The following is a 13,780-nucleotide window of genomic DNA, read 5'->3' on the forward strand; positions in this document are numbered from 1 at the left end:
CTCACCATTTCGGGTCCAGGCTTCGCGGTTTGAAGTCGGGGCCCTTTTTGGTTTAACAATCGCTCAAAGGAATACACATGGAATGGCTGACCAACCCTGAAATCTGGGTTGCCTTCTTTACCCTGACCGCCCTGGAAATCGTCCTGGGTATCGATAACATCATCATGATTTCGATCCTGGTCAGCCGCATGCCCAAGCACATGCAACAGCGCACCCGGATTTTCGGCCTGGCGCTGGCCATGGTCACGCGGATCCTGTTGCTGCTGTCGATCACCTGGGTCATGCGCCTTACCGCCGACCTGTTCGAAGTGTTCGGCCAGGGTATCTCCGGGCGTGACCTGATCCTGTTCTTTGGTGGCCTGTTCCTGCTGTGGAAGAGCTCGCAAGAGATGTACCACGCGCTGGAAGGTGAAGACGAAAGCGACGACGAGCCAAACCTCAAGGGCGGCAACTTCCTGTACACCATCATCCAGATCGCGATCATCGACATCGTATTCTCCCTGGACTCGGTGATCACCGCGGTCGGCATGGTATCCCACGTACCGGTCATGGTTGCGGCAATCGTCGTGGCAGTACTGGTGATGATGCTGGCTTCGGGCACCATCAGCGCGTTCATCGACAAGCACCCTTCGCTGAAGATGCTGGCGCTGTCCTTCCTGCTGATCGTCGGCATGGTGCTGATTGCCGAATCCCTGGACGTACACGTGCCAAAAGGCTACGTCTACTTCGCCATGGCGTTCTCGCTGGCGGTGGAAGCGATCAACATCAAGATGCGCACCGCGATTGCGAGAAAGAAGAAGCAGCAGGACCCAGTGAAACTGCGCAAGGACATTCCGGGGCAGTAACCCCGTAAGTGGTATGTACGCAAAACCTGTGGGAGCGGGCTTGTTCGCGAAGATGGAGTGTCAGTCGACATCATTGTTGCCTGATACACCGCTTTCGCGAGCAGGCCCGCTCCCACATTGGTTTCATGACGGTTTTGTTTCAATCAGCACTTTAGCTATGCGATGCTGGCGCCCAGACCGTTAGCCAACTACAGCTTAAGTACAGAACGTAGAACGTCGCGCGGCACCGCTAACTTGCCCCTCTGGGGCGCTACCACCACAGGGGGCCTGCATGCTCACCCTGCTCAATTTGCTCTCAGCCGTGGCCTTGCTGATCTGGGGCACGCACATCGTCCGAACCGGCATCCTGCGGGTGTACGGCTCCAACCTGCGCCATGTCATTGGCCAGAACATGTCCAAACGCTGGCTGGCGTTCATCGCGGGGATCGTCGTAACCGCAATGGTCCAGAGCAGTAACGCCACGGCCATGCTGGTCACGTCGTTTGTCGGCCAGGGCCTGATGGCGCTAACCCCTGCCCTGGCAACCATGCTCGGGGCCGATGTCGGCACGGCCTTGATGGCACGGGTGCTGACCTTCGACCTGTCATGGCTCTCGCCATTGCTGATTTTTCTCGGGGTGATTTTCTTCCTGTCGCGCAAACAGACGCGGCTCGGGCAAATGGGCCGCGTCAGCATCGGCCTGGGCTTGATCATCCTGGCGTTGCAACTGATCGTCGAGGCGGCCGCGCCGATCACCCACGCCCAGGGGGTGAAAGTGATTTTCGCCTCGCTGACCGGCGATATCCTGCTCGACGCCCTGGTCGGCGCATTGTTTGCGATGGTTTCCTACTCGAGCCTGGCGGCGGTCCTGCTGACCGCCACCCTGGCCGGCGCCAGCGTGATCAGCCTGCCGGTGGCCATCGGCCTGGTGATCGGGGCCAACATCGGCAGCGGCATTCTCGCGTTTCTCAGTACCAGCATGCAGAACGCGGCCGGCCGCCAGGTGGCGTTGGGCAGCCTGTTGTACAAACTGATTGGTCTGTTGCTGATCATTCCGGTGCTCGACCCCCTGGTGCACTGGATCGACAGCCTCGACTACAGCTCCCAGGAGATGGTCATTGGCTTCCACCTGCTCTACAACACCGCGCGTTGCCTGATCCTGCTGCCCAGCGTCGGACCGATGGCCAGGTTCTGCGCGTGGATACTGCCGGAGCGCCCACAAACCAACGGCATGGCCAAGCCCCGCCACCTTGACCCGACGGCCTTGGTCACGCCAAGCCTGGCGCTGGCCAACGCGGCCCGGGAGACCCTGCGCATCGGCGACTTGATCGACAACATGCTGGAGGCCATGCTCGACGTACTGCACGGCAAACAAACTGCCGTGACCCAGGAAATGCGTCGGCTGACCGATGATGTCGAGGCGCTCTACAGCGCGATCAAGCTATACCTGGCGCAAATGCCCCGGGAGGACCTCAGTGACCAGGACAGCCGGCGCTGGGCGGAAATCATCGAGCTGGCGATCAACCTCAAACTCGCCAGCGACCTGATCGAACGCATGCTGCGCAAAGTCCAGCAGCAGAAAACCTCCCAGCGCCGGTCGTTTTCCGAAGTGGGGCTGGAAGAGCTGGCCGGACTGCACAGCCAGTTGATTTCCAACCTGCGCCTGGGCTTGTCGGTATTTCTCAGTTCCGACAAGGAAAGTGCCCGCCAACTGTTGCGAGAAAAACGTCGTTTTCGCGCACAGGAACGCCGCCTGGCCCACGCGCATGTCAGCCGTTTGCAACGTAAGATCGTGCAGAGTATCGAGACCAGTTCGCTGCACCTGGAGTTGATTGCCGACATGAAACGTTTGAATTCGCTGTTTTGCAGCAGTGCCTACGCCGTATTGGAAACGTCCGACACCGGCGCACTGGCGGTGGACGATTTGACTGATATCACGCATTCGCCTTGAACGTCTGGCAAGGTGATCAGTCAGTAACATTGATTCAGCCTCCAGGCCGTCTTCGCGAGCAAGCCCGCTCCCACAGTTGATTTGAGAACCCTCTGTGGGAGCGAGCCTGCTCGCGATAGCGGATTGAAGGACGAAACGGATCTCCGATTGGTTGCCGGGAAGCTCGTTATGCGTTGTCTGTTGTTCGCCTGTCTGTTGCTTGGCTCACTCCCTTCGTTTGCCCTGGATCGCTTCCAGGTCGAGGGCTACACCCTGCGCAACGGTTTGCAGATGTTGCTCAAGCCCGGCACCGAGCGCGGGCACGTGGCGATTAGGCTGGTGGTCGGGGTCGGCCTGGATGATTTCGGTTGCGCCGATAAAGAACTGCCGCACCTGCTCGAACACCTGCTGTTCAGCGGCATCGACGCCAGCGGCGAAGGCGGCCTGGAGGAGCGCATGCAGGAGTTGGGTGGCGAGTGGAACGCCTTTACCAGCAACGCCGACACCACCTTCGTGATCGAAGCCCCGGCGAAAAACCAGCGCAAGGTCCTGGATTTGCTGCTGGCGCTGCTGACCCAGACCCATTTCGACGATGACGCCATCAATGCCGCCAAGCAAGTGGTCGAGCGTGAAGACGGCGGCCACTACACGCACCTGCAACGCTGGCTCGATCGCCAGGACCTGGGCCATACCGCCAGTAATCAACTGGCGGTGGAGCTGGGCCTAAAATGCCCGGAGCGCGCGGAAGTCGATCACCTGACCCGCGAACAGCTGGAGAACGTGCGCAAGGACTGGTACGCGCCCAATAACATGACGCTGGTCGTCGTCGGCGACCTCGACCGTTTGCTGCCGGCCTATCTGGACCGCACGTATGGCGAGCTTGCCCCCATCACTCCGACAGAGCACCCGCCCCTGCCACAAATCCAGGCCAGCGCCGCTCATGAGCGCAACCTGATTCATGGCTTCGTCGGTGGCGGGGCCAAGCTGCACTGGCTGGTGCCGGAACCCGTGCTGGACGATCAGCACGATGAAACCTTCGACCTGCTCAAGGACTACCTGGACTGGGCGCTCTATCGCCAGCTGCGCCTGGCGCACGGCCTGTCCTATGGCCCTTATGCCGAGCGCGAGGTGTTTGGCGGCGTTGGCTTCATGAGCCTGAATGCTGACCTTGAGCGCGACGACGTGGACGAAGCGCTGACAGTGCTGGATGACTTGAAGGCCGGTTTGCTCAAGGACGGTCTCAATGCCGAGACCTTCAATCGCCTCAAGCAGGCGTCCATCGCCCGCCAGTCCTGGGCGGTGCAAGGCAACAGCGCACTGGCCGATTACTACTGGAGTGCCCTGGGCGACTACGAAAACGGGCGTTTCGCCAACCCGGTCAGGGAGTTGCAAGCGGTCACGCTGGCGCAAGCGAACAAGGCCATGCGCGAACTGCTCCTGCAGCCGGGCTATGTGCGGATCGAAAAACCCCTGGTCAGCTATGACCAATTGATGTGGGCCTTTGCCGGACTGTTCGGGGTTTTGCTGTTGAGCCTGGCGGTATGGCGTTTTCATCGCAGAAAGTAAGCACTTTCATGGATGAGGCGGTAATCTGACAGGGATTTTTCCTACAACTACTGTGAACCGCCGAATGCCGACCCTGCCCCTTTTCGTCCAGCGCATCCTCGAACTGATGAAGCGCTATCCCGGGGTCATTGCGCTCGGTGGTTTCATTTCCGGGATCAGCAGCTTCATCCTGGTGGATCGCCAGCAGGGTCTGGCGAGCTGGATCACCACCATCATGCTGATCAGCTGGGTATGGCTGATGCTGGAAAACAGCCTGACCAAGCTGTTCGCCAGAATCTTCAAGCGGGAAATTCCCCAGCCCCTGCTGCGCTATGCGACGCAGATGATCCACCAGGAAAGCCTGTTCTTCGTCCTGCCGTTCTTTTTCATCACCACGACCTGGAACAGCGGCCAGTTGTTCTTTACCGGGCTGTTGGGTATCGCCGCGCTGATTTCCATCATCGACCCGCTCTACTACAAATGGCTGGCGCCCCGGCGCTGGGCATTCCTGGCGCTGCACACCCTGACCCTGTTCGCCGCCCTGCTCACCGCGTTGCCGGTGATCATGCACCTGACCACCTCGCAGAGTTTCAAGTGGGCACTGGGCATCGCCGTGCTGTTGTCGTTTCCGAGCCTGGCGTCGATCTTTCCGATCCGCACCGTACGCAACGCTTTGGCGATCCTGAGTATTACCGTAGGTATCGGCGGTGTCGGCTGGGTGATGCGTTCATGGGTGCCGCCGGCAACCCTGTGGATGACCGACGTGGCCATCAGCACGCAGATGCAGGATCGCACCCCCGGTGCCAGCCTCGAAGAAGTCAGCGCCGAGCAGATTCGCGGTGGCGGTCTCTATGCCTACACGGCGATCAACGCGCCGCGCGGCTTGGACGAGCGGATCTATCACGTCTGGCAATTCAACGGCAAAGAGGTCGATCGCATCCCTCTCGATATTCACGGTGGACGCAAGGAAGGCTACCGGGCCTGGACCCACAAGCAGAATTTCCCGGGCAACCCGGCGGGCAAATGGCAAGTTCGGGTGCTGACCGAAGACGGTCAATTGATCGGCGTATTGCGCTTCAAGGTGGCGGACAGCACACCGGTCAAAGAAAAGTAAGGCAGTTCGTGCTATTACGTAGCTCTGCGTAACAGCCGAAAAAGCACGGAGCTTATGACCAGCAGCACAACGGCCGGCAATGCCCAATTGGACTCCTCGCACTCCCCGCCGCAGATTCGGGTGACGGGAGACTGGACGCTCGCCCATTACGCCGACCTCAAGCACCTGAGCGAAAAGCTCGAAGGCCAGTACGACGACAGCACCCGCATCGATCTCAACGGCCTTGGCGCCCTGGATACGGCCGGTGCCTCGCTGCTGGTGGAGCTGCTGGGCTCGGAGCGCCTGGGCCGCTCCGCCGAACATCCCGATTGCACCCTCTCCTCTGCCGATCGCGCGTTGTTGCAAACCGTCTATCAGTCGCTGACGGATTTCTGCGTGCCGCTCAAGGAGCCGGAAATCAGCGTCGGCATTCAATTGCTGACCCGCATTGGTCGCGCGGTGGACACGGTCTGGCAGGACACCCTGCAACTGCTGGGGTTCGTCGGCCTGATCCTGGAAACCATCGTCCGTGGTCTGTTGCGTCCCAGCCGCTGGCGCATCACACCGATGGTGGCGCACATCGAACAGACCGGCCTCGACGCCGCGCCCATCGTTGCCCTGCTGACCTTTCTGGTGGGCGCCGTGGTGGCGTTTCTCGGGGCGACGGTGCTGACCACGTTCGGCGCCAGCGTGTTCACGGTGGACCTGGTGGCGTTTGCCTTCCTGCGTGAATTCGGCGTGCTGCTGACCGCGATCCTGATGGCCGGGCGCACCGCCAGCGCGTTCACCGCGCAGATCGGCTCGATGAAGGCCAACGAGGAAATCGACGCCATCCGCACCCTGGGCCTCGACCCGATCGAATTGCTGGTAGTGCCGCGGGTTTTGGCCTTGCTGGTCTCGTTGCCGATGTTGACCTTCCTGGCGATGGTCTCGGGGATTGTCGGCGGCGGCGTCGTCTGCGCGGTATCGCTGGATATTTCGCCAGCGATGTTCCTGGCGCTGCTGCAGTCGGACATCGGCGTCCAGCACTTTCTGGTGGGGATCGTCAAAGCGCCGATCTTCGCCTTTCTGATTGCCGCGATCGGATGCCTGGAAGGCTTCAAGGTCAGCGGCAGCGCCGAGTCCGTCGGCGCCCACACCACCTCGAGCGTGGTGCAATCGATTTTCGTGGTGATCGTGCTCGACGCCGTGGCCGCACTGTTTTTCATGGAGATGAGCTGGTGAGTCGTGTACCCCGAGCCCCCGCCGAGGCGGTGATCGAAGTGCGTGGGCTGTGCAATCGTTTTGGCAGCCAGAGCGTGCACGAGAACCTCGATCTGGATTTGTACAAAGGCGAAATCCTTGCCGTGGTCGGCGGTTCCGGCAGCGGCAAATCGGTACTGCTGCGCAGCATTGTCGGGTTGCGCCAGCCTAGCGAGGGCATGGTGAAGGTCTTCGGGAAAAACCTGCCGGCCCTGCCCGAGCACGAGCGCTCGCTGATCGAACGGCGCTTCGGCGTGCTGTTCCAGAAAGGCGCCCTGTTCTCTTCGTTGACCGTGACCGAGAACGTAGCGCTGCCCCTGATCGAACATGCCGGCCTGAGCCGTGACGATGCCGAGCATCTGGCGGCAGTAAAACTGGCCCTCGCCGGCCTGCCGCTGTCGGCGGCGGACAAGTACCCCGCGTCTCTGTCCGGCGGCATGATCAAGCGTGCGGCCCTGGCGCGGGCCCTGGCGCTGGACCCGGACATTCTGTTTCTCGACGAACCCACCGCCGGCCTCGATCCGATTGGTGCCGCCGCCTTCGATCAACTGATCCTGACCCTGCGTGATGCCCTGGGCCTGAGCGTTTTCCTGGTGACCCACGACCTCGACACGCTCTACACCATCACCGACCGGGTGGCAGTGCTGGCGCAGAAGAAAGTGCTGGTGGCCGATGCCATTGATGTGGTCTCGGAAACTGACGACGCGTGGATACACGAATACTTCCATGGCCCTCGCGGCCGCGCGGCGCTGAGTGCCGCTCAACAGCTCAACGAGGTCTGACATGGAAACCCGAGCCCATCATGTATTGATCGGCCTGTTCACCGTGATCGTGGTGACCGGCGCCCTGCTCTTCGGCCTGTGGTTGGCCAAATCCAGCGTCGACACTGAGTTCAAGGATTACGAGGTCGTGTTCAACGAGGCGGTCAGCGGCCTGTCCAAGGGCAGTTCGGTGCAGTACAGCGGGATCAAGGTCGGTGACGTGGTGTCCCTGCGCCTGGACCCGAAAGACCCGCGCCGGGTGCTGGCGCGGATCCGCCTGGGCGGCGATACCCCGATCAAGGAAGACACCCAGGCCAAACTGGCGCTGACCGGCGTCACCGGCACCTCGATCATCCAGCTCAGTGGCGGTACGCCACAGAGCCCGTCGCTCAAAGGCAAGGATGGCAAACTGCCGACTATCGTCGCGTCACCCTCGCCCATCGCCCGCCTGCTCAATGACAGCAACGACCTGATGGCCGGGGTGAATACGCTGATGCACAACGCCAACCTGATGTTTTCCACGGAAAACATCGAGCGCATCAGCAAGACCCTGGAGCATCTTGAGCAAACCACCGGGGTCATTGCCGACCAGCGCGGCGATATTCGCCAGGCCATGCAGCAACTGTCCTCGGTCGGCAAGCAGGCCAGCACCATGATGGAACAGACGTCGGCGTTGATGCGTAACGCCAACGGCTTGCTCAATGACCAGGGCAAGCAGATGTTCGGCAGCGCCGGACAGGCCATGAAGTCGCTGGAACAGAGCACCGCGACGATCAACCAGCTGCTGAGCACCAATCAGGAATCACTCAACAACGGCATGCAAGGTCTCAATGGCCTGGCGCCGGCGGTGCGTGAACTGCGGGAAACCCTCACCTCGTTGCGGGCCATTTCTCAGCGCCTGGAATCCAACCCCAGCGGCTACCTGCTGGGCAGTGACAAGAGCAAGGAATTCACCCCATGAAGCTAACCTGCCTCGCCCTCCTCGCCAGCTTCACCTTGATCAGTTCGTGCTCGATCCTGCCCAAGTCGGAACCCTTCGATCTCTATCGATTGCCATCGGTGCAAAGCAGCGCTTCGGCCAGTCACGTCACGCCCCAGCGCTGGTCGTTGCGCCTGAACAAACCCCAGGCCAGCGAAGCGTTGAACAGCCCGAACATTGCCGTCATCCCCCAAGGCGACGTGATCAGCAGCTACAAGGGCTCGCGCTGGAGCGACCCGGCGCCGGTATTGCTGCGCAATCGCCTGCTCGATGGTTTCCAGCGCGATGGTCGGGTGACATTGCTGAGTACCGATGACAGCAACTTCCAGGCGGATATGGAAATGGGCGGCAGTTTGCAGGCATTCCAGACGGAATATCAGGGCAGCAGCACCAGCGTGGTCGTGCGCCTGGACGCCTTATTGGTGCGCGGTTATGACCAGCGAATCCTCGCCAGCAAACGCTTTGAAGTGCGTCAGCCGTTGAGCGATGTGCAGGTGCCGGCGGTGGTGGCCGGGTTCGGCCAGGCCAGTGATCAGCTGACGGCGCAGGTGGTGAATTGGGCGGTTGAGCAAGGACAAAAATTAGCGCCGCCCGCGAGACCTTGAAGTGCCATACAAATCCAAATGTGGGAGTGGGCTTGCTCGCGAAGGCAGTGTGTCATGCAAAATACAGGTGGCCTGACACTACGCCTTCGCGAGCAAGCCCGCTCCCACAGGGGGTTGTGGTTATCCGAAGAACCAGTAGCAAACCCCGATCGCCCCCAGCACGCCGGCCAACTCAGCCAACAACGCACACCCCACCGCATGCCGCGCGCGCTGGATACCCACCGCGCCGAAGTACACCGCCAGCACATAAAACGTGGTTTCGGTACTGCCTTGAACCGTAGCCGCCACCAGCGCCGGGAAGCTGTCCACACCAGAGGTTTTCATGGTTTCAATCAGCATGGCGCGGGCGGCACTGCCGGAAAACGGCTTGACCATCGCGGTCGGCAGCGCATCGACGAAGCGCGTGTCCCAACCAGCCCACTCCACCAGGTGCCGAATGCCGTCCAGGCCGAAATCCAGGGCGCCGGACGCACGCAGCACGCCCACGGCGCAGAGCATCGCCACCAGGTACGGCAGCAGGTTCTTCGCTACATCGAAGCCCTCCTTGGCGCCTTCGATGAACGCCTCGTAGACCTTTACCTTGCGTAGCGCCCCGATCAGCAAAAACACCATGATCAGTCCAAATAACGTCAAATTACCGAGGATTGAAGACAATCCCGCCAGCGCAGCGGCGGACATCGTCCCCAGCAGTGCCATGAAACCACCGAGGGCAAGGGCGCCGGGAATCAGATATGCCAGCACGACCGGGTCCCAGACGCGCAGGCGCTGCATGAAGGCCACGGACAGGAAGCCGACAATGGTCGAGCAACTGGTAGCGAGCAGGATGGGCAGGAACACCAGTGTCGGGTCGGGCGCGCCTTGCTGGGCGCGGTACATGAAGATCGTCACCGGCAGCAGGGTCAGTGAAGAGGCATTGAGCACCAGGAACAGGATCTGCGCGTTACTGGCGATCGTTGCGCTGGGGTTGAGCTCCTGCAGGGCCTTCATGGCCTTGAGGCCGATGGGCGTGGCGGCATTGTCCAGGCCCAGGCCGTTGGCGGCGAAGTTCAGGGTAATGAGGCCGATGGCGGGGTGGCCGGCCGGGACTTCCGGCATCAGGCGCAAAAACAAGGGGCCAAGGGCCTTGGCCAGCCATTCGACGATCCCGGCTTTCTCGGCGATCCGTAGAAAGCCCAGCCACAGGGTGAGCGTGCCGAACAGCAGGACCATGACCTCCACCGACAACTTGGCCATGGCGAAGATGCTTTCCACCATCGCCGCGAAGATCCCGGCGTTGCCGCCGATCAGCCATTGCGCCAGCGCCGACACGGCCGCCACGATGAAGAAGCCAAGCCACAGGCCATTAAGCATCAGTCAAATCCCCCAAAAGATGCGCGAATGATAGCGGGGTGACCAGAAACGACAAACCCCGGATTTCTCCGGGGTTTGTCTATGCGCTAAACATCTGTAGGAACCGGCTTGCCGGCGAAGGCATCCTCATTGGCGATGCAAGGCTTGAAGGCCTCTTCGCTGGCAAGCCAGCTCCTGCAGGTTGTGTGTCAGTTGCTGGAGGTTTCGCCAGCCGGCAGCTTTTCCTTGCTGCGCCAGTGCGGCAGGGAGTTCCAGTAGCGCTGGCCCTTGGCATCGTCGTACATGCCTTCCCAGCGAGCGATGACCAGCACGGCCAGGGCGTTGCCGATGACGTTCAGAGCGGTACGCGCCATGTCCATCACCCGGTCGACACCGGCGATGAAAGCCAGGCCTTCGAGCGGGATACCGACGCTGCCCAGGGTCGCCAGCAGCACCACGAAGGACACGCCCGGTACGCCGGCGATGCCTTTGGAGGTGACCATCAGGGTCAGTACCAGCAGCAATTGCTGGCTGATCGACAGGTCGATGCCGTACAGCTGGGCAATGAAGATGGCTGCAATGCTCTGGTACAGAGTCGAGCCGTCCAGGTTGAACGAGTAACCGGTTGGCACCACGAAGCTGCAAATGGCTTTTGGCGCGCCATAAGCTTCCATCTTCTCGATCACACGCGGCAGCACGGTTTCGGAACTGGCGGTGGAGTAGGCCAGTACCAGCTCATCCTTGAAGATGCGCATCAGCTTGATCACCGAGAAGCCGAACAGGCGAGCAATCAGGCCCAGCACCACGAAGGCGAAGAAGGCGATGGCGAAATAAACCAGGATCACCAGTTTGGCCAGCGGAATCAGCGACGCGAAGCCGAAGTTGGCGACAGTCACCGCGATCAGGGCGAACACGCCGATTGGCGCGTAGTTCATGATCATGTGGGTGACCTTGAACATGCTTTCCGAAACGCCCTGGAACATCTTCACCAGCGGCTCGCGCAGGTCCGCCTGCAGGCTCGACAGGCCGAGACCGAACAGCACGGAGAAGAAGATGATCGGTAGCATTTCGCCGCGAACCATGGCCGCGAAGATGTTCGACGGGATCAGGTTGAGGATGGTTTCGATGAACGCGTGTTCATGCTGAACCTCGGCCGCGGTGGCCTGGTACTTGGAAATGTCCACAGTACCCAGGGTGCTCATGTCGATGCCGGCACCTGGATGGAACAGGTTGGCCAGCAGCAGACCGACCACGATGGCGATGGTGGTGACGATCTCGAAGTAGACGATGGTCTTGAAGCCGATGCGCCCCAGTTTCTTGGCATCACCCACGCCAGCAATGCCGACGATCAGGGAAGAGATGACGATCGGGATCACGATCATCTTGATCAGACGGATAAAGATATCGCCCGCTGGTTGCAGGACGTTGCTGATCCACCAGGCTTTTTCGGCACTGAAATGGTTGAGCAGCGCACCGATTGCAATCCCCAATACCAGACCGATGAGGATCTGCCAGGCGAGGCTAAGCTTTGCCTTCTTCATATCTTTACCCTTACTTCAGTTTGACTCGGGCAGATGCACGACCGGCTCCGCTTGTGGCGAAAACGACAGAGCACTTGCCCCCGTATAAGGAGCCCCGGAGCGCTTGTTAGTGGCTCTCTGGCAGGCGAAAAAAGGCGCAACTATTCCGATGCAAGGATGCGGCGTCTAATGCCGTAAACGCCTACCCTATGCCGAATCGGCATGAGGTTTTTTGTGTGAAACGCGCGTCCCAACCGGTTCGAATGCGACATATTGGCAGGCATAAGTGCCGTGAACCGGCCATCACAGAGCAGGTTGGGTGTTTTTTGATCAGGGGGGAGGGGGACTGAAAAGAAGGAAAAACCTCTGATGCGCGCCGAGATCCGGGGGGAAAAGAAAGGCGATTTTTCTCGATGTACGGTCACAATTGAAGCGCCGCTAACGAAACCAACGGCCTGTTCCAATCAAACGCACTCAGCAGTAAAGCTCTACGCAAGTCCGTCGAGCCGCCTGTGGCCGGCGAACTTGCGTGGCTGGTTCACCCTGACCCGGCCCTCGCGCAGGCACTCCCTGTACCCGTAGGTCACTCCGCCCCTGAAACAGGCAGAACGTCCCGACCCCTTGGTCATGCGCCTGCCTTCCTCAGGTGGCGCAGCGGCAAAGAAGCGGTGTGCTTCTTTCGCGTCTGGAAATCAGTACCACTTTGGATCTTTTTTCAGCTGTTCCATTAACAAGTTCTGCATACCCTGGTCCGGTTTTCCGAGGAAGCGGTAGTTGGCGTGCCTCGTCGGTGACTTGTCGGCCGGTAAACCTGCCGGTACTTCGAGCAGCATGGCGTAGGCTTCCTTTTTGTCGAAACTGACGGCGACGATCAAGCGTTCGGTGGTGCAACTGGCCTGGGAATGACACAGCGGTCCCACCAGATACTTGTCGCCATCCTCTTCAACGGCGTTCATTTGTTCGGCATCGCCAGACAGGTTCATCACCCATTCCGGCAAGCGTTCTTCCTTTTTCACAACGCCTTGCCAGGTTTCGCGATACTGCGGGTCAGCGTTCAAGAGCTCGTTGACCCGTGCCTGCCCATCATTGGCAGCGGTTGCCATGGCACTACCGCCCAGAAGCAGGGCGGCTGCCAGTGTCTTTAACGAAACGCTCATGTTCACCCTCGGCCGCGGCGGCCAAAGAAGAAGGAAGCGATGAACATCACCAGGAACACGACAAAGAGAATCTTGGCGATACCCGTGGCGGTGCCCGCGATACCACCGAAGCCCAGGACTGCGGCGACAATGGCAATGATCAAGAATGTGATTGCCCAGCTCAACATGGTGATTCTCCTTACGTTTCTATTTAAAGGTGCTGCATTCCCGGCGCGACGAGCGCACCAAGTCGAATGTGCTTAGAACACCCAACGTTCCTGACGGGGCATCTCATCGGCCGGTTGTGCCTGATCGACGTCCATCATTCTCATCGGGGCGTTATCTGCCAAACCGCTGCCTGCCGCGCTGAAGTGGGTTTGGGTCGGATGTTCAAACGATACGCTCGGGGCTTCTGGCTGCTGGCTCTGTTCCCAAAGAAGAAACTGTTGACCGGCGAACAGGGTGATCAACAGTGCAAGTACCGCAAACAGGCCTTGCTGAACATGCAGTGGCGAGAGATGCAATTGGGCGGCACGTTGACGATTCATCCTGAAGCTCCTCCCACGCTGGGGATATCGGGTTGAGGGCGTTTGTTGTTGCCCTGCGTTAATCAGGTTATTGCAGCCTGCATGCCAGCTTTTTTCCTTTAAAAAATCGTTAAAAAACAATTACTTATAGATATGCCGCAAAGGTGACCTGACGCATCCTGCACGATGGGCCCTCGTGCGGTCGTGCGTAATGCACGACTGGACGCAAAGACTTCGCAATATTTTTGAATTGAGAAGAGGGCGCAGCTGTCAGAAATGGACGCAAGGC

13 protein-coding genes are annotated in these 13,780 nt (G+C 60.1%); 8 read left to right on the forward strand and 5 right to left on the reverse strand.

From position 1 onward, the window contains the following. The first annotated feature begins 77 nt into the window (after nucleotides 1–77). The 8 genes from BKX96_RS18095 to BKX96_RS18130 all read left to right on the forward strand — a co-directional run bounded on the left by BKX96_RS18095 (nucleotide 78) and on the right by BKX96_RS18130 (nucleotide 8,979). Nucleotides 78–845, forward strand: coding sequence for a TerC family protein (locus tag BKX96_RS18095; protein WP_046818644.1), 768 nt, complete (start codon nucleotides 78–80; stop codon nucleotides 843–845). Nucleotides 846–1,116: 271 nt separating this feature from the next. Beyond that, nucleotides 1,117–2,775 carry a Na/Pi cotransporter family protein gene (locus BKX96_RS18100; RefSeq protein WP_046818645.1) on the forward strand — a complete coding sequence of 553 codons (1,659 nt, stop codon included), beginning with the start codon at nucleotides 1,117–1,119 and terminating at the stop codon, nucleotides 2,773–2,775. Nucleotides 2,776–2,943: 168 nt separating this feature from the next. Beyond that, complete coding sequence (locus BKX96_RS18105) at nucleotides 2,944–4,320, forward strand: M16 family metallopeptidase (protein ID WP_046818646.1); 1,377 nt, start codon at nucleotides 2,944–2,946, stop codon at nucleotides 4,318–4,320. Nucleotides 4,321–4,384: 64 nt separating this feature from the next. Further along, nucleotides 4,385–5,413: a DUF5924 family protein gene (locus BKX96_RS18110; protein WP_046818647.1), complete on the forward strand. Its 1,029-nt coding sequence runs from the start codon at nucleotides 4,385–4,387 to the stop codon at nucleotides 5,411–5,413. 54 nt (nucleotides 5,414–5,467) lie between these two features. Further along, entirely contained in the window at nucleotides 5,468–6,616 is a 1,149-nt protein-coding gene (locus tag BKX96_RS18115) for an ABC transporter permease (RefSeq protein ID WP_077185096.1), read from the forward strand. After that, nucleotides 6,613–7,416, forward strand: coding sequence for an ABC transporter ATP-binding protein (locus BKX96_RS18120; RefSeq protein WP_046818649.1), 804 nt, complete (start codon nucleotides 6,613–6,615; stop codon nucleotides 7,414–7,416). The genes BKX96_RS18115 and BKX96_RS18120 overlap by 4 nt, the downstream gene beginning before the upstream one ends. Nucleotide 7,417: 1 nt before the next feature. Beyond that, complete coding sequence (locus BKX96_RS18125; protein ID WP_046818650.1) at nucleotides 7,418–8,356, forward strand: MlaD family protein; 939 nt, start codon at nucleotides 7,418–7,420, stop codon at nucleotides 8,354–8,356. Further along, nucleotides 8,353–8,979 carry an ABC-type transport auxiliary lipoprotein family protein gene (locus BKX96_RS18130; RefSeq protein ID WP_077185099.1) on the forward strand — a complete coding sequence of 209 codons (627 nt, stop codon included), beginning with the start codon at nucleotides 8,353–8,355 and terminating at the stop codon, nucleotides 8,977–8,979. Before BKX96_RS18125 ends, BKX96_RS18130 begins: the two co-directional genes overlap by 4 nt. 120 nt (nucleotides 8,980–9,099) lie before the next feature. Here the strand turns inward: BKX96_RS18130 and BKX96_RS18135 are convergent, their stop codons facing one another. The 5 genes from BKX96_RS18135 to BKX96_RS18155 form a co-directional block, all read right to left on the reverse strand. After that, nucleotides 9,100–10,329 (reverse strand): spore maturation protein, encoded by a 1,230-nt coding sequence (locus BKX96_RS18135; protein ID WP_077185102.1) that lies wholly within the window; start codon nucleotides 10,327–10,329, stop codon nucleotides 9,100–9,102. A gap of 188 nt (nucleotides 10,330–10,517) precedes the next feature. Then, a complete protein-coding gene (gltP, locus tag BKX96_RS18140) occupies nucleotides 10,518–11,849 on the reverse strand; it encodes a glutamate/aspartate:proton symporter GltP (RefSeq protein WP_046818653.1) in 1,332 nt (443 codons plus the stop codon). Nucleotides 11,850–12,520: 671 nt separating this feature from the next. Further along, nucleotides 12,521–12,985: an inhibitor of vertebrate lysozyme family protein gene (locus BKX96_RS18145; RefSeq protein ID WP_077185105.1), complete on the reverse strand. Its 465-nt coding sequence runs from the start codon at nucleotides 12,983–12,985 to the stop codon at nucleotides 12,521–12,523. Between the two features lie 2 nt (nucleotides 12,986–12,987). Then, a complete protein-coding gene (locus BKX96_RS18150; RefSeq protein WP_003170804.1) occupies nucleotides 12,988–13,152 on the reverse strand; it encodes a DUF1328 domain-containing protein in 165 nt (54 codons plus the stop codon). A 72-nt stretch (nucleotides 13,153–13,224) separates the two neighbouring features. After that, complete coding sequence (locus tag BKX96_RS18155; protein ID WP_046818655.1) at nucleotides 13,225–13,512, reverse strand: hypothetical protein; 288 nt, start codon at nucleotides 13,510–13,512, stop codon at nucleotides 13,225–13,227. Nucleotides 13,513–13,780 lie beyond the last annotated feature (268 nt).

Origin of the sequence: Pseudomonas putida, assembly GCF_001976065.1 — a bacterium.
GTDB classification, from domain to species: domain Bacteria; phylum Pseudomonadota; class Gammaproteobacteria; order Pseudomonadales; family Pseudomonadaceae; genus Aquipseudomonas; species Aquipseudomonas serbica.